Here is a 15,360-nt window from a genome sequence, read left to right as displayed (position 1 = left end):
CTTATAAAATAGCAGGAATGCTTTCGCGAACCTGCGCGGGCCATACGCCGCACTGTACCTGACCAATATGCGGCAATTGCAGCAGCAACATCGTCAGACGCGACTGCCCAATCCCGCCGCCGATGGTCTGCGGCATTTCGCCGCGCAGCAGCGCCTGATGCCACTCCAGTTGCAGACGATCTTCATCACCGGTCAACGCCAGCTGGCGCATCAGCGTATCGGCATCTACGCGAATACCCATAGAGGAAAGCTCAAACGCATCTTCCAGCACCGGGTTCCACACCAGGATATCGCCGTTCAGACCGGCGTAGCCCAGCTCAGATGCGGAGCTCCAGTCATCATAATCCGGCGCGCGTACATCATGGCGGTGGCCATCGCTCAGTTTACCGCCGATCCCCACCAGAAAAACGGCGCCAAGTTCTTTGGCGATCGCGCGTTCGCGCCCTTTCGCATCCAGATCCGGATAGCGAGACAACAACTCCTGGCTGTGAACAAACTGAATTTGCTCTGGCAGGAACGGCGCCAGACCAAACTGTTTATGCACTTCTGCTTCCGTCGCCTTAATTCCTGCCCATATAGCCTCTACTGTGCTTTTCAGGGTGGAAAATTGGCGCTCGCCATCGCCCATGACACGCTCCCAGTCCCACTGATCCACATAGACCGAGTGGAGCGGAGAGAGTCGGTCTTCATCGGGGCGAAGGGCTTTCATGTGCGTGTACAGCCCTTCGCCCGCGCTGAAGTCATGTTGCCCCAGGGTTTGACGTTTCCACTTCGCCAGTGAATGCACCACTTCGAACTGGGCGTCAGGCAATGCTTTCACTTTTACCTGCACCGCTTTTTCACAGCCGGACAAATTATCCTGCGTACCATCCCCTACGCGACTCAGGATCGGCGCCTGGACCTCAATCAGACCCAGGCGCTCCTCCAGCTGGCGAGAGAAATGTGATTTCACGAAGCTAATTTGACGTTGTTTGGCAATGTAAGCGGTTTTCATTTTTTTACTCCTGCGTCCTGTTGCCTATGATTAAGCAACAAAACGAGAGCACTATTCAATAATCAACAGATAAAAAGCTAACTTCGGTTTTGATTCGTTAAAAATAATGGCTAAAATAGAGATAATCATTAATCTGCATAAGAAAAAGCGATGGAAAATTATCAGATCGACAATCTGGACCGCGGCATACTTGACGCCTTAATGGGAAATGCCCGCACCGCCTACGCCGAACTGGCCAAACAATTTGGCGTTAGCCCTGGAACCATTCACGTTCGCGTCGAGAAAATGAAGCAGGCCGGGATCATTACGGGCGCACGGATTGACGTCAGCCCTAAACAGCTGGGCTACGATGTGGGCTGCTTTATTGGCATCATCCTCAAAAGCGCCAAAGACTATCCCTCCGCACTGGCCCGGCTGGAAAGCCTGGATGAAGTGACGGAAGCGTATTACACCACCGGTCACTACAGCATCTTTATAAAAGTGATGTGCAAATCAATCGACGCGCTTCAGCACGTACTTATCAACAAGATCCAAACAATTGATGAAATTCAGTCCACTGAGACACTGATCGTCTTGCAGAACCCGATCATGCGCACCATCAAGCCATGATCGGCTTTTTTAATCCCACATTTTTCCACAGGTAGATCCCAGCTCGTTCACAGAGTACAATGCAGCCTCTTTACCTGAGCGAGCGATCAATGGCAGACATTACTCTTATCAGCGGCAGCACCCTGGGCGGCGCCGAATACGTCGCGGAACATCTGGCGGAAAAGCTGGAAGCTGCCGGTTTTTCAACCGAAACGGTGCACGGTCCGTTATTAGAGGATCTGTCAACTTCCGGGATCTGGCTGATAATCAGCTCAACGCACGGCGCCGGAGACATTCCGGACAACCTGACCCCTTTCTATGAAGACCTTCAGACGCAGAAACCCGATCTTTCCGCGGTACGTTTCGGCGCAATTGGCATTGGCAGTCGAGAATACGACACGTTTTGCGGCGCGATTGAGAAAATAGAAGCGGAACTGAAAGGCGCTGGCGCAAAACAGGTTGGGGAAACACTGAAGATCAACATCCTTGAGCATGAGATTCCGGAAGATCCAGCGGAGATTTGGCTCGGATCCTGGATTAATTTACTCAAATAAGTGTAAAGATCGTGCGATACATTGTGGATAAATCTGGTGGAAAGCTTGGATCAACCGGTAGTTATCCAAAGAATAACCGTTGTTCACTTTTTGAGTTGTGTATAAGTACCCGTTTTGATCCCAGCTTATACGGGCCACGATCACCGATCATTCACAGCTAGTGATCCTTTCCAACGCATTGATCTTTATTACAGGATCCGGGTTATCCACAGCCTGGTGCGATCCTAGTAAGAGATCACAATAGAACAGATCTCTAAATAAAAAGATCTTCTTTTTAATAGCCCGGATCCCGGGGCTTTCTCCATCGGCTAAAGTTGAGTAGAATCCACCGCCCGGGCTTCAATCCATTTTCACACCGCGTTATGCGAGGCAATTACCATGTTTTATCAGGATCCTTTTGACGTCATTATTATTGGCGGGGGTCATGCAGGCACTGAGGCCGCGATGGCCGCAGCGCGTATGGGTCAACAGACTCTGCTTTTGACACACAATATTGACACGTTGGGACAGATGAGCTGCAACCCGGCGATCGGCGGTATTGGAAAGGGACATCTGGTAAAAGAGGTGGATGCGCTCGGCGGTCTGATGGCGAAAGCGATCGATCAGGCAGGTATTCAGTTTAGGATACTAAACGCCAGCAAAGGTCCGGCCGTTCGCGCTACCCGGGCTCAGGCGGATCGAGTCTTATACCGCCAGGCGGTGCGTACCGCGCTGGAGAATCAGCCGAATCTGATGATCTTCCAGCAAGCTGTTGAAGATCTGATTGTCGAAAACGATCGCGTTGTCGGCGCCGTGACCCAAATGGGGCTCAAATTCCGCGCGAAAGCGGTGGTACTGACCGTCGGAACCTTCCTGGATGGCAAAATTCATATTGGTCTGGATAACTACAGCGGCGGTCGTGCTGGCGATCCGCCATCCATCCCGCTGTCTCGCCGTCTGCGTGAGCTTCCGCTACGCGTCAGCCGCCTGAAAACCGGCACACCGCCGCGTATTGATGCGCGTACTATCGATTTCAGCGTGTTGGCTCAACAGCATGGCGATAACCCGATGCCGGTTTTCTCGTTTATGGGGAATGCTTCTCAGCATCCGCAACAGGTGCCGTGTTACATCACGCATACCAATGAGAAAACCCATGACGTGATTCGTAATAACCTCGATCGTAGCCCAATGTACGCTGGCGTGATCGAAGGGATCGGCCCACGCTACTGTCCTTCGATCGAAGACAAGGTGATGCGTTTTGCCGATCGTAACCAGCATCAGATCTTCCTTGAGCCGGAAGGACTGACCTCTAACGAGATTTACCCTAACGGTATCTCCACCAGCCTGCCGTTTGACGTGCAGATGCAGATTGTCCGTTCCATGCAGGGTATGGAGAACGCGAAGATCGTTCGCCCTGGTTACGCGATTGAGTACGATTTCTTCGACCCGCGCGATCTGAAACCGACTCTGGAAAGTAAATTTATTCACGGCCTGTTCTTTGCTGGTCAAATCAACGGTACTACCGGCTATGAAGAGGCTGCGGCGCAGGGCTTGCTCGCTGGTCTGAATGCCGCGCGTCTTTCCGCCGACAAAGAGGGCTGGGCGCCTGCGCGTTCTCAGGCTTATCTCGGCGTGCTGGTGGACGATCTCTGTACGCTGGGCACCAAAGAGCCGTATCGCATGTTTACCTCCCGTGCCGAATATCGTCTGATGCTACGTGAGGACAATGCCGATCTGCGTCTGACTGAAATGGGCCGCGAGCTGGGTCTGGTGGATGATGAACGCTGGGCGCGCTTCAACGAGAAGCTGGAAAATATCGAACGCGAACGTCAGCGGCTGAAATCGACATGGGTAACGCCGTCTGCGGAATCCGCCGATGAAGTGAATGCGCATTTGACCACGCCTCTCTCCCGTGAGGCCAGCGGCGAAGATCTGTTGCGTCGTCCGGAAATGACCTACGCGCAGCTCACTTCGCTTGCCGCATTCGCGCCTGCGCTTGAAGATGAGCAAGCCGCTGAGCAGGTGGAAATCCAGGTCAAATACGAAGGCTATATCGCTCGCCAGCAGGATGAGATTGAAAAACAACTACGTAACGAGAATACGTTGCTACCTGCCACGCTGGATTATCGTCAGGTTTCCGGTCTGTCGAACGAAGTTATCGCCAAGCTGAACGATCATAAACCGGCGTCTATCGGCCAGGCATCGCGTATCTCCGGCGTTACGCCAGCGGCAATCTCCATTCTGCTGGTATGGCTGAAAAAACAAGGTATGCTGCGTCGTAGCGCTTGATAACACTAATTTGGCGGGGGCGCTTCGCTTGCCCGCCCTACAAATTTGTAGGCCCGATAAGCGAAAGCGCATCGGGCATTTGATTATTAACAGGTAATGACCGTGCTCAACAAACTCTCTCGTCTGCTGGCTGATGCCGGTATTTCTCTTACCGATCACCAGAAAACGCTGCTGGTCGCCTACGTTGATATGCTGCACAAATGGAACAAAGCATACAACCTGACGTCAGTGCGGGATCCCAACGAAATGTTGGTACGCCATATTCTCGACAGCATAGTCGTTGCGCCGTATCTTCAGGGACAGCGTTTTATCGACGTAGGAACAGGACCGGGGCTGCCGGGCATCCCGCTGGCTATTGTTCTCCCTGACGCGCATTTCACCTTACTCGACAGCCTGGGCAAGCGGGTACGTTTTCTGCGTCAGGTCCAGCACGAACTGAAACTGGAAAACATCACGCCGGTTCAAAGCCGCGTTGAAGCCTATCCCTCCGAACCGCCGTTTGATGGCGTTATCAGCCGCGCTTTCGCATCGTTGAATGATATGGTGAGCTGGTGTCACCATCTGCCGGGAGAGAAAGGGCGTTTTTATGCCTTAAAAGGGCAATTGCCAGGGGATGAAATTGCCTCACTACCTGACGATTTTAGCGTCGAATCTGTTGAAAAATTACGCGTTCCGCAACTGGAAGGCGAGCGGCATCTGGTGATTATTAAGTCAAACAAAGTTTAATTTTTATCAAAAAAAATAGAAAAAAAACGACGCGGCTTGTGTTAAAAATCGACAGGTATAACGCATTTCAGCGTTGTTACATTTAACTCTGGATTTACGGTTTCGTTTCAACATGACAACGTCGCTTCTTTTGTTAAAACAGAGAGTAATCAACTTTGTAAATATCAGTCTGCTAAAAATCGAATCGAAAAATCACTTTTGCTTGTTAAATTTTTATTATAAATGTCAATGGGGCGTTTTTAAGGTGTAAGCTGGTATTTTTAAAACAGTACCTGGTTTTACGCTTAAATATCAAAAAGATGAAAAGGCATGAATTGACACGTAAATGAATTGCGTAAGCATGAATATGTTTAATGTGTGATCTGGTGCACGCTTTATCGCCAGTGTTTTCGCGCTATTTGCAGTTTTGTACGATCGTTCACACTTTGGCTAAAAGTTAAAAATGCGGGCCAGAGAAAAATATTTAAACATTTATTCACCTTTTGGCTACTTATTGTTTGAAATCACGGGGGCGCACCGTATAATTTGACCGCTTTTTGATGCTTGACTCTAAGTCTTAAAGAACGTTTTATACGACACGCGGCATACCTCGAAGTGAGCAGGAGTAAAAACGTGATGTCTGTGTCGCTCGTGAGTCGAAACGTTGCTCGTAAGCTTCTGTTCATTCAGTTTCTGGCGGTAATAGCAAGTGGATTGCTGTTTTGCCTCAAAGACCCCTTCTGGGGCATCTCCGCAGTATGTGGGGGATTGGCAGTGGCACTGCCTAATATGTTGTTTATGATATTTGCCTGGCGTCACCAGGCGCATACACCTGCTAAGGGCCGCGTGTCCTGGACTTTCGCCTTCGGTGAAGCCTTCAAGGTGTTAGCGATGCTGGTTTTACTGGTGGTGGCGTTGGCGGTTTTAAAGGCGGTGTTTTTGCCGCTGATCGTTACGTGGGTTTTGGTGCTGGTGGTTCAGATACTGGCGCCGGCTGTAATTAACAACAAAGGGTAAAAGGCATCATGGCTTCAGAAAATATGACGCCGCAGGAATACATAGGACACCATCTGAATAACCTTCAGCTGGACCTGCGTACTTTCTCGCTGGTGGATCCGCAGAACCCCCCAGCCACCTTCTGGACGCTCAATATTGACTCCATGTTCTTCTCGGTGGTGCTGGGTCTGTTGTTTCTGGTGATGTTCCGTAGCGTTGCTAAAAAAGCGACCAGCGGCGTGCCAGGCAAGTTTCAGACCGCGATTGAGCTGATAGTCGGCTTTGTGCATGGCAGCGTCAAAGACATGTACCATGGCAAAAGCAAGCTGATTGCGCCGCTGGCCCTGACGATTTTCGTCTGGGTATTCCTTATGAACCTGATGGACTTACTGCCTATCGACCTGCTGCCGTATATCGCTGAGCATTGGCTGGGTCTGCCGGCAACGCGCGTGGTGCCGTCTGCTGACGTCAACATCACCCTGTCGATGGCGCTGGGCGTATTCATCCTTATTCTGTTCTACAGCATCAAAATGAAAGGCATCGGCGGCTTCGCAAAAGAGTTGACGCTGCAGCCGTTCAATCACTGGGCGTTCATTCCTGTCAACTTAATCCTTGAAGGGGTAAGTCTGCTGTCCAAACCGGTTTCTCTCGGTCTGCGACTGTTCGGCAACATGTATGCCGGTGAGCTGATTTTCATTCTGATTGCTGGTCTGTTGCCGTGGTGGTCACAGTGGATTCTGAATGTGCCGTGGGCCATTTTCCACATCCTGATTATTACGCTGCAAGCCTTCATTTTCATGGTTCTGACGATTGTCTATCTGTCGATGGCGTCCGAAGAGCATTAATTTACCAACACTACTACGTTTTAACTGAAACAAACTGGAGACTGTCATGGAAAACCTGAATATGGATCTGCTGTACATGGCTGCCGCTGTGATGATGGGTCTGGCGGCAATCGGTGCTGCGATCGGTATCGGCATCCTCGGGGGTAAATTCCTGGAAGGCGCGGCGCGTCAACCTGATCTGATTCCTCTGCTGCGTACTCAGTTCTTTATCGTTATGGGTCTGGTGGATGCTATCCCGATGATCGCTGTAGGTCTGGGTCTGTACGTGATGTTCGCTGTCGCGTAGTAAGCGTTGCTTGAATTAAGAGCAATATCAGAAGGTTAACTAGATAGAGGCATTGTGCTGTGAATCTTAACGCAACAATCCTCGGCCAGGCCATCGCGTTTATTCTCTTTGTCTGGTTTTGCATGAAGTACGTATGGCCGCCGTTAATGGCAGCCATCGAGAAACGTCAGAAAGAAATTGCTGACGGTCTCGCTTCTGCTGAACGAGCACATAAGGATCTTGACCTTGCAAAGGCCAGCGCGACCGACCAGCTGAAAAAAGCGAAAGCGGAAGCTCAGGTAATCATCGAGCAGGCAAACAAACGCCGCGCTCAGATCCTGGACGAAGCCAAAACTGAAGCAGAGCAGGAACGTACTAAAATCGTGGCGCAGGCGCAGGCGGAAATTGAAGCCGAGCGTAAACGCGCCCGTGAAGAGCTGCGTAAGCAAGTTGCTATCCTGGCTGTTGCTGGCGCCGAGAAGATCATCGAACGTTCCGTGGATGAAGCTGCTAACAGCGACATCGTGGATAAACTTGTCGCTGAACTGTAAGGAGGGAGGGGCTGATGTCTGAATTTGTTACGGTAGCTCGCCCCTACGCCAAAGCAGCTTTTGACTTTGCCGTTGAACACCAAAGTGTAGAGCGCTGGCAGGATATGCTGGCGTTTGCCGCCGAGGTAACCAAGAACGAACAAATGGCAGAGCTTCTCTCTGGCGCGCTGGCGCCGGAAACGCTCGCTGAGTCGTTTATCGCAGTCTGCGGTGAGCAGTTAGACGAAAACGGTCAGAACCTGATTCGGGTGATGGCTGAAAATAATCGTCTGAACGCGCTCCCGGATGTTCTGGAGCAGTTTATTCATCTGCGTGCCGCCAGTGAAGCTACCTCCGAGGTAGAAGTTACGTCGGCAACCGCATTGAGTGAAGAGCAGCTTTCGAAAATCAGCGCCGCGATGGAAAAACGTCTGTCACGCAAAGTGAAGCTGAATTGCAAAATCGATAAGTCTGTAATGGCAGGCGTTATCATCCGGGCGGGTGATATGGTCATTGATGGCAGCGTACGCGGCCGTCTTGAGCGCCTTGCAGACGTCTTGCAGTCTTAAGGGGACTGGAGCATGCAACTGAATTCCACCGAAATCAGCGAACTGATCAAGCAGCGCATTGCTCAGTTCAATGTGGTGAGCGAAGCTCACAACGAAGGTACTATTGTTTCTGTCAGTGACGGTGTTATCCGCATTCACGGCCTGGCCGATTGTATGCAGGGTGAAATGATCTCCCTGCCGGGTAACCGTTACGCTATCGCACTGAACCTGGAGCGCGACTCCGTGGGTGCGGTAGTCATGGGTCCATACGCTGACCTTGCCGAAGGCATGAAGGTTAAATGTACGGGTCGTATCCTGGAAGTTCCGGTTGGCCGCGGCCTGCTGGGACGTGTGGTAAACACCCTGGGTGCGCCAATTGACGGTAAAGGTCCGGTTGATAATGACGGCTTCTCTGCCGTTGAAGCGATTGCGCCGGGCGTTATCGATCGTCAGTCTGTCGATCAGCCGGTGCAGACCGGCTATAAAGCCGTTGACTCCATGATCCCAATCGGTCGTGGTCAGCGTGAACTGATCATCGGTGACCGTCAGACCGGTAAAACCGCGCTGGCTATCGACGCCATCATCAACCAGCGCGACTCCGGCATCAAATGTATCTATGTCGCTATCGGCCAGAAAGCGTCCACCATCTCTAACGTGGTGCGTAAACTGGAAGAACACGGCGCGCTGGCTAACACCATTGTTGTTGTGGCAACCGCATCTGAATCCGCTGCGCTGCAATATCTGGCGCCGTATGCCGGTTGCGCAATGGGCGAATACTTCCGCGACCGCGGCGAAGATGCGCTGATCATTTACGATGACCTGTCTAAACAGGCTGTTGCTTACCGTCAGATCTCCCTGCTGCTCCGTCGTCCGCCAGGACGTGAAGCATTCCCGGGCGACGTATTCTACCTCCACTCTCGTCTGCTGGAGCGTGCTGCGCGTGTTAACGCCGACTACGTCGAAGCCTTCACCAAAGGTGAAGTGAAAGGGAAAACCGGCTCTCTGACCGCGCTGCCGATTATCGAAACGCAGGCAGGTGACGTTTCCGCGTTCGTTCCGACCAACGTAATTTCCATTACCGATGGTCAGATCTTCCTGGAATCTAACCTGTTTAACGCCGGTATTCGTCCTGCGGTTAACCCGGGTATCTCGGTATCCCGTGTAGGTGGCGCAGCCCAGACCAAGATCATGAAAAAACTGTCCGGTGGTATTCGTACCGCGCTGGCGCAGTATCGTGAACTGGCGGCGTTCTCTCAGTTTGCATCCGACCTTGACGATGCCACCCGTAAACAGCTTGACCACGGTCAGAAAGTGACCGAACTGCTGAAACAGAAACAGTATGCGCCGATGTCCGTCGCGCAGCAGTCTCTGGTTCTGTTCGCAGCAGAACGTGGTTATCTGGCGGATGTCGAACTGGCGAAAATCGGTAGCTTCGAAGCCGCACTGCTGGCTTACGTCGACCGTGATCACGCTCCGCTGATGCAAGAGATCAACCAGTCCGGTGGCTATAACGACGAAATCGAAGGCAAGCTGAAAGGCATCCTCGATTCCTTCAAAGCAACCCAGTCCTGGTAACGTCTGGCGGCTTGCCTTAGGGCAGGCCGTAAGGCATTGAGGAGAAGCTCATGGCCGGCGCAAAAGAGATACGTAGTAAGATCGCAAGCGTCCAGAACACGCAAAAGATCACTAAAGCGATGGAGATGGTCGCCGCTTCCAAAATGCGTAAATCGCAGGATCGCATGGCGGCCAGCCGTCCTTATGCAGAGACCATGCGCAAAGTGATTGGTCACCTTGCGAACGGTAATCTGGAATATAAGCACCCCTACCTGGAAGAGCGCGACGTTAAACGCGTGGGCTACCTGGTAGTGTCGACCGACCGTGGTTTGTGCGGTGGCTTGAACATTAACCTGTTCAAAAAGCTGCTGGCGGATATGAAGGCATGGTCCGATAAAGGCGTTCAGTGCGAACTCGCAATGATCGGCTCTAAGGGCGTGTCATTCTTTAATTCCGTAGGCGGCAACGTTGTCGCTCAGGTGACAGGTATGGGGGATAACCCTTCTCTGTCCGAACTGATCGGTCCGGTTAAAGTGATGTTGCAGGCCTACGACGAAGGCCGTCTGGACAAGCTTTACATTGTCAGCAACAAATTTATTAACACCATGTCTCAGGTGCCGACGATCACTCAACTGCTGCCGCTGCCGGCGTCAGAAGATGATGATCTGAAGCGTAAAGCCTGGGATTACCTGTATGAACCAGACCCGAAAGCGCTGCTGGATACTCTCCTGCGTCGTTATGTGGAGTCTCAGGTTTATCAGGGCGTGGTAGAAAACCTGGCCAGCGAGCAGGCCGCACGAATGGTGGCGATGAAAGCCGCAACCGATAATGGCGGCAGCCTGATTAAAGAGCTGCAGTTGGTATACAACAAAGCTCGTCAGGCCAGCATTACTCAGGAACTCACCGAGATCGTCTCGGGGGCCGCCGCGGTTTAACCAGGTTATTTCGTAGAGGATTTAAGATGGCTACTGGAAAGATTGTCCAGGTAATCGGCGCCGTGGTCGACGTCGAGTTCCCTCAGGATGCCGTACCACGCGTGTACGATGCCCTTGAGGTGCAGAATGGTAATGAGAAGCTGGTGCTGGAAGTTCAGCAGCAGCTTGGCGGCGGTATTGTGCGTACCATCGCGATGGGGTCTTCTGACGGTCTGCGTCGCGGTCTGGATGTAAAAGATCTCGAACACCCGATCGAAGTCCCGGTAGGTAAAGCCACGCTGGGTCGTATCATGAACGTCCTGGGCGAACCGGTCGACATGAAAGGCGAGATCGGCGAAGAAGAGCGTTGGGCGATTCACCGCGCAGCGCCTTCCTACGAAGAGTTGTCAAACTCTCAGGAACTGCTGGAAACCGGTATCAAAGTTATCGACCTGATGTGTCCGTTCGCGAAGGGCGGTAAAGTCGGTCTGTTCGGTGGTGCGGGTGTGGGTAAAACCGTAAACATGATGGAGCTTATCCGTAACATCGCGATCGAGCACTCCGGTTACTCTGTGTTTGCGGGCGTAGGTGAACGTACTCGTGAGGGTAACGACTTCTACCACGAAATGACCGACTCCAACGTTATCGATAAAGTATCCCTGGTGTATGGCCAGATGAACGAGCCGCCGGGAAACCGTCTGCGCGTTGCATTGACCGGTCTGACCATGGCGGAGAAATTCCGTGACGAAGGTCGTGACGTACTGCTGTTCGTCGATAACATCTATCGTTACACCCTGGCCGGTACGGAAGTATCCGCACTGCTGGGCCGTATGCCTTCCGCAGTAGGTTACCAGCCGACTCTGGCGGAAGAGATGGGCGTTCTGCAGGAACGTATCACCTCCACCAAAACCGGTTCTATCACCTCCGTACAGGCGGTATACGTACCGGCGGATGACTTGACTGACCCGTCTCCAGCCACCACCTTTGCGCACTTAGATGCAACCGTGGTACTGAGCCGTCAGATCGCATCCCTGGGTATCTACCCGGCCGTTGACCCGCTGGACTCCACCAGCCGTCAGCTGGATCCGCTGGTTGTTGGTCAGGAACACTACGACACCGCGCGTGGCGTTCAGTCCATCCTGCAGCGTTATCAGGAACTGAAAGACATCATCGCCATCCTCGGTATGGATGAACTGTCTGAAGAAGATAAACTGGTGGTAGCTCGCGCGCGTAAAATTCAGCGCTTCCTGTCCCAGCCGTTCTTCGTGGCGGAAGTATTTACCGGTTCTCCGGGCAAATACGTCTCCCTGAAAGACACCATCCGTGGCTTTAAAGGCATCATGGAAGGCGAATACGATCACCTGCCGGAGCAGGCGTTCTACATGGTCGGTTCCATCGACGAAGCCGTGGAAAAAGCCAAAAAACTTTAACGCCTTAATCGGAGGGTGATATGGCAATGACTTACCACCTGGATGTCGTCAGCGCGGAGCAACAAATGTTCTCCGGTCTGGTCGAGAAAATCCAGGTTACGGGTAGCGAAGGCGAACTGGGGATTTACCCGGGGCACGCGCCGCTACTCACCGCCATTAAGCCTGGTATGATTCGCATCGTTAAGCAGCACGGTCACGAAGAGTTTATCTATCTGTCCGGCGGCATTCTGGAAGTGCAGCCTGGCAGCGTGACCGTTCTGGCGGATACCGCGATTCGCGGTCAGGATCTCGACGAAGCGCGAGCCCTGGAAGCGAAGCGTAAAGCCGAAGAGCACATTAAGAGCTCGCACGGTGACGTGGATTACGCTCAGGCGTCTGCGGAACTGGCCAAAGCGATCGCTAAACTGCGCGTTATCGAGTTGACCAAAAAAGCGATGTAACACCGGCTTGAAAGCATAAAACCAGTCTGATTGCGGACTGGTTTTTTTTTATCCTCTCAATTTTTATTCGATAAACTAGCAACGACAAAAACAAGCGGCTGAAGGCGATGCGTTTTCAGCGACAGCGCTGTTTTCATTAAATCCTTCTTTCTGGCATTGGCATCTGCACATTGTGCGAAGAAGGAAGGAATGGATGCGTTTTTATTGCATAAAATGAGGGATTATTACTATGTCATTTCAGCCATCCTTTGCGGGTCCACAACCCGACTCAAGGATTGATCGTACTACCTTTATTCGTCGCGCTTATCTTCATCTCGCCGTCGCCATCGTCGGTTTTATCGTGTTGAGCGCGGCGTGGAGTTTTATAGGGGTCGGGGAGTATGCGCTTGATGTGCTGCTGGCTGGTGGAAGATATAGCTGGTTGGTTGTTCTCGGCGCTTTTATGCTGGTGGGAATGCTGGCAACCCGTCTGGCGGATAATGCGGGGACTAATCAAACGCAACTTATCGGGCTGGGGATTTATGTGTTGGCAGAATCCCTGATTTTTGCCCCCCTGTTAACGGTGGCGGCGTATATTAACCCGTCGAGTATTGGCGCGGCGGCAATAACGACCCTGTTGCTGGTCGGCGGCCTGACGTTTACCGCTTTTTCCATAAAAAAAGACTTTTCTTTTCTGCGCTCGTTTCTGACTATGGCTGGGTTCATTGCTTTTGGCGCGATTATTGCCAGCGTCATCTGCGGCTTCTCGCTGGGCGTCTGGTTTTCTGCGCTAATGGTACTGCTGTGCGCCGGGTTTATACTTTACGATACTTCTAACATTATTCACCATTACCCTACCGATCGCCCTGCTGGCGCGGCATTACATCTGTTTGCTTCTATCGCGACCATGTTCTGGTATATTTTGCGGATTTTTATGTCGCGTAATTAAGTAAAAAATACGCGCAACGGAAAACCAGCGGCCTCTGTCGCTGGTTTTTGCTTTTCTGACTCCCCTGCGCTTTATTACGTTATCTTCTTTATTTATGGAGTAAAAAAACAGCAAAAACATCGGACTACGTTGCCAATACGCGGGTGTTTTTACTTTTCAGGAGACAAGAGGCGCGGTAATGAACGAAAATGATTCATTAGCAGGCGGGGATTTTATCCCGGTGAGCGTTTTATCCTTCTTCCATTTTACGATGAAAAAAATGTAGTATTTTCAACGTGAAACAGTATAAATTCGTTCTCAAATTACAGTCAGGACGCGTATGTTAAATAGTGCTATGAGCGTAGTGATCCTTGCCGCAGGTAAAGGCACGCGCATGTATTCCGATATTCCTAAAGTGCTGCACACGCTGGCGGGTAAACCCATGGTGCAGCATGTCATTGATGCAGCTACTAAATTAGGGGCCGCACAGGTTCATCTGGTCTATGGCCACGGTGGCGAGTTGTTAAAACAGACCCTGAAAGATGACAAGCTGAACTGGGTGCTTCAGGCGGAACAGTTGGGAACAGGTCACGCAATGCAGCAGGCCGCGCCCTTTTTTAGCGACGATGAAGATATTTTAATGCTTTACGGCGACGTGCCGCTGATTTCGGTTGAAACCTTACAGCGCCTGCGCGATGCCAAACCGCAGGGTGGTATTGGGTTATTAACCGTGAAGCTGGACGATCCGAGCGGCTATGGCCGTATTACGCGTGAAAACGGTAAAGTGACCGGCATCGTTGAACATAAAGACGCCACTGATAAACAGCGTCAGATCCAGGAAATTAACACCGGTATTCTGATCGCCAACGGCGCGGACCTGAAACGCTGGTTGTCTAAGCTGACTAACAATAATGCGCAGGGTGAATATTATATCACTGATATCATTGCGCTGGCTTATCAGGAAGGACGGGAAATCGCCGCGGTGCATCCGGCTCGCATCAGCGAAACGGACGGAGTGAATAACCGTCTACAGCTTTCTCGTCTGGAGCGTATTTACCAGGCCGAACAGGCGGAGAAACTGCTGTTATCCGGCGTTATGTTGCGCGATCCGGCACGTTTTGATCTCCGTGGCACCCTTCATTGTGGAATGGATGTCGAAATTGACGCTAACGTTATCATCGAAGGTTATGTAACGCTCGGTCACCGCGTGAAGATCGGCGCGGGCTGCATTATTAAAAACAGCGTTATTGGCGATGACTGCGAAATTAGCCCATACAGCGTGGTGGAAGATGCGCATCTGGAAGCGGCCTGCACCATCGGTCCGTTTGCTCGCCTGCGTCCCGGCGCGGAGCTGTTAGCGGGCGCTCACGTCGGCAATTTCGTTGAGATGAAAAAAGCGCGTCTGGGTAAAGGTTCTAAAGCCGGCCATCTGACCTACCTGGGCGATGCGGAAATTGGCGACAACGTGAATATCGGCGCGGGGACCATCACCTGTAACTATGATGGCGCGAACAAATTCAAAACGGTTATTGGCGACGATGTGTTTGTCGGCTCCGATACCCAACTGGTGGCGCCGGTTACTGTTGGTAAAGGGGCCACCATCGCCGCAGGGACTACCGTCACCCGTAACGTAGCTGACAATGAACTGGTATTAAGCCGCGTGCCGCAGGTGCATAAGCAAGGCTGGCAGCGTCCGGTGAAGAAAAAGTGATTTTGTAGGCCGGATAAGCGTCAGCGCCATCCGGCAGACCGGAGATGAGAGGATAAAATAATCCTCCGCTCCATGAGCAGTACTTATAAAAATAACCCCACTCTCTACAAG

16 protein-coding genes are annotated in these 15,360 nt (G+C 51.9%); 15 read left to right on the top strand and 1 reads right to left on the bottom strand.

Annotated elements, in window-relative coordinates:
• Nucleotide 1: 1 nt before the first annotated feature.
• Nucleotides 2–994: an aspartate--ammonia ligase gene (gene asnA / locus ACLJTG_RS22130; protein ID WP_000845123.1), complete on the bottom strand. Its 993-nt coding sequence runs from the start codon at nucleotides 992–994 to the stop codon at nucleotides 2–4.
• 150 nt (nucleotides 995–1,144) lie between these two features.
• Here asnA and asnC point away from each other — a divergent pair, with 150 nt between their 5' ends.
• From asnC to glmU, 15 genes are all read left to right on the top strand, one after another.
• Complete coding sequence (asnC, locus tag ACLJTG_RS22125) at nucleotides 1,145–1,603, top strand: transcriptional regulator AsnC (RefSeq protein ID WP_000433018.1); 459 nt, start codon at nucleotides 1,145–1,147, stop codon at nucleotides 1,601–1,603.
• Between the two features lie 89 nt (nucleotides 1,604–1,692).
• Nucleotides 1,693–2,136, top strand: coding sequence for an FMN-binding protein MioC (gene mioC, locus ACLJTG_RS22120; protein ID WP_000763722.1), 444 nt, complete (start codon nucleotides 1,693–1,695; stop codon nucleotides 2,134–2,136).
• A gap of 378 nt (nucleotides 2,137–2,514) precedes the next feature.
• Nucleotides 2,515–4,404, top strand: a complete 1,890-nt coding sequence (mnmG, locus tag ACLJTG_RS22115) for a tRNA uridine-5-carboxymethylaminomethyl(34) synthesis enzyme MnmG (RefSeq protein WP_000499872.1) — start codon at nucleotides 2,515–2,517, stop codon at nucleotides 4,402–4,404.
• 102 nt (nucleotides 4,405–4,506) lie between these two features.
• Nucleotides 4,507–5,130: a 16S rRNA (guanine(527)-N(7))-methyltransferase RsmG gene (gene rsmG, locus ACLJTG_RS22110; RefSeq protein WP_001528235.1), complete on the top strand. Its 624-nt coding sequence runs from the start codon at nucleotides 4,507–4,509 to the stop codon at nucleotides 5,128–5,130.
• 615 nt (nucleotides 5,131–5,745) lie between these two features.
• A complete protein-coding gene (atpI, locus tag ACLJTG_RS22105; protein ID WP_000116685.1) occupies nucleotides 5,746–6,126 on the top strand; it encodes a F0F1 ATP synthase subunit I in 381 nt (126 codons plus the stop codon).
• A gap of 8 nt (nucleotides 6,127–6,134) precedes the next feature.
• On the top strand, nucleotides 6,135–6,950 hold the full coding sequence (gene atpB / locus ACLJTG_RS22100) for a F0F1 ATP synthase subunit A (protein WP_000135632.1): 816 nt from the start codon (nucleotides 6,135–6,137) through the stop codon (nucleotides 6,948–6,950).
• A gap of 46 nt (nucleotides 6,951–6,996) precedes the next feature.
• On the top strand, nucleotides 6,997–7,236 hold the full coding sequence (gene atpE, locus ACLJTG_RS22095; RefSeq protein ID WP_000429386.1) for a F0F1 ATP synthase subunit C: 240 nt from the start codon (nucleotides 6,997–6,999) through the stop codon (nucleotides 7,234–7,236).
• A 59-nt stretch (nucleotides 7,237–7,295) separates the two neighbouring features.
• Nucleotides 7,296–7,766: a F0F1 ATP synthase subunit B gene (gene atpF / locus ACLJTG_RS22090; protein WP_001052212.1), complete on the top strand. Its 471-nt coding sequence runs from the start codon at nucleotides 7,296–7,298 to the stop codon at nucleotides 7,764–7,766.
• Between the two features lie 14 nt (nucleotides 7,767–7,780).
• Nucleotides 7,781–8,314, top strand: coding sequence for a F0F1 ATP synthase subunit delta (gene atpH / locus ACLJTG_RS22085; RefSeq protein ID WP_001288957.1), 534 nt, complete (start codon nucleotides 7,781–7,783; stop codon nucleotides 8,312–8,314).
• A 12-nt stretch (nucleotides 8,315–8,326) separates the two neighbouring features.
• Nucleotides 8,327–9,868, top strand: coding sequence for a F0F1 ATP synthase subunit alpha (gene atpA / locus ACLJTG_RS22080; RefSeq protein WP_001176751.1), 1,542 nt, complete (start codon nucleotides 8,327–8,329; stop codon nucleotides 9,866–9,868).
• A gap of 50 nt (nucleotides 9,869–9,918) precedes the next feature.
• Nucleotides 9,919–10,782 (top strand): F0F1 ATP synthase subunit gamma, encoded by an 864-nt coding sequence (gene atpG, locus ACLJTG_RS22075; RefSeq protein WP_000896506.1) that lies wholly within the window; start codon nucleotides 9,919–9,921, stop codon nucleotides 10,780–10,782.
• Nucleotides 10,783–10,808: 26 nt separating this feature from the next.
• Nucleotides 10,809–12,191: a F0F1 ATP synthase subunit beta gene (atpD, locus tag ACLJTG_RS22070; protein WP_000190499.1), complete on the top strand. Its 1,383-nt coding sequence runs from the start codon at nucleotides 10,809–10,811 to the stop codon at nucleotides 12,189–12,191.
• A 20-nt stretch (nucleotides 12,192–12,211) separates the two neighbouring features.
• Nucleotides 12,212–12,631, top strand: coding sequence for a F0F1 ATP synthase subunit epsilon (locus tag ACLJTG_RS22065; RefSeq protein ID WP_001251971.1), 420 nt, complete (start codon nucleotides 12,212–12,214; stop codon nucleotides 12,629–12,631).
• Nucleotides 12,632–12,860: 229 nt separating this feature from the next.
• Entirely contained in the window at nucleotides 12,861–13,559 is a 699-nt protein-coding gene (locus ACLJTG_RS22060; protein WP_000009908.1) for a Bax inhibitor-1 family protein, read from the top strand.
• Between the two features lie 319 nt (nucleotides 13,560–13,878).
• Nucleotides 13,879–15,249 (top strand): bifunctional UDP-N-acetylglucosamine diphosphorylase/glucosamine-1-phosphate N-acetyltransferase GlmU, encoded by a 1,371-nt coding sequence (glmU, locus tag ACLJTG_RS22055; protein ID WP_198898393.1) that lies wholly within the window; start codon nucleotides 13,879–13,881, stop codon nucleotides 15,247–15,249.
• The last annotated feature ends 111 nt before the right edge of the window (nucleotides 15,250–15,360 follow it).

This window comes from Salmonella sp. SAL00672 (genome assembly GCF_046552175.1).
Taxonomy (GTDB): Bacteria; Pseudomonadota; Gammaproteobacteria; order Enterobacterales; family Enterobacteriaceae; genus Salmonella; species Salmonella enterica.
The sequence above is the reverse complement of the archived record's forward strand: the minus strand, read 5'-3'. Positions and strand labels throughout refer to the sequence as shown.

What these genes read in the sequence shown, in the direction of transcription:
- asnA (WP_000845123.1), bottom strand. Translation starts at nt 994, where the DNA reads ATGAAAACCGCTTACATTGCCAAACAACGTCAAATTAGCTTCGTGAAA.
- asnC (WP_000433018.1), top strand. Translation starts at nt 1,145, where the DNA reads ATGGAAAATTATCAGATCGACAATCTGGACCGCGGCATACTTGACGCC.
- mioC (WP_000763722.1), top strand. Translation starts at nt 1,693, where the DNA reads ATGGCAGACATTACTCTTATCAGCGGCAGCACCCTGGGCGGCGCCGAA.
- mnmG (WP_000499872.1), top strand. Translation starts at nt 2,515, where the DNA reads ATGTTTTATCAGGATCCTTTTGACGTCATTATTATTGGCGGGGGTCAT.
- atpI (WP_000116685.1), top strand. Translation starts at nt 5,746, where the DNA reads ATGTCTGTGTCGCTCGTGAGTCGAAACGTTGCTCGTAAGCTTCTGTTC.
- atpB (WP_000135632.1), top strand. Translation starts at nt 6,135, where the DNA reads ATGGCTTCAGAAAATATGACGCCGCAGGAATACATAGGACACCATCTG.
- atpE (WP_000429386.1), top strand. Translation starts at nt 6,997, where the DNA reads ATGGAAAACCTGAATATGGATCTGCTGTACATGGCTGCCGCTGTGATG.
- atpH (WP_001288957.1), top strand. Translation starts at nt 7,781, where the DNA reads ATGTCTGAATTTGTTACGGTAGCTCGCCCCTACGCCAAAGCAGCTTTT.
- atpA (WP_001176751.1), top strand. Translation starts at nt 8,327, where the DNA reads ATGCAACTGAATTCCACCGAAATCAGCGAACTGATCAAGCAGCGCATT.
- atpG (WP_000896506.1), top strand. Translation starts at nt 9,919, where the DNA reads ATGGCCGGCGCAAAAGAGATACGTAGTAAGATCGCAAGCGTCCAGAAC.
- atpD (WP_000190499.1), top strand. Translation starts at nt 10,809, where the DNA reads ATGGCTACTGGAAAGATTGTCCAGGTAATCGGCGCCGTGGTCGACGTC.
- ACLJTG_RS22065 (WP_001251971.1), top strand. Translation starts at nt 12,212, where the DNA reads ATGGCAATGACTTACCACCTGGATGTCGTCAGCGCGGAGCAACAAATG.
- ACLJTG_RS22060 (WP_000009908.1), top strand. Translation starts at nt 12,861, where the DNA reads ATGTCATTTCAGCCATCCTTTGCGGGTCCACAACCCGACTCAAGGATT.
- glmU (WP_198898393.1), top strand. Translation starts at nt 13,879, where the DNA reads ATGTTAAATAGTGCTATGAGCGTAGTGATCCTTGCCGCAGGTAAAGGC.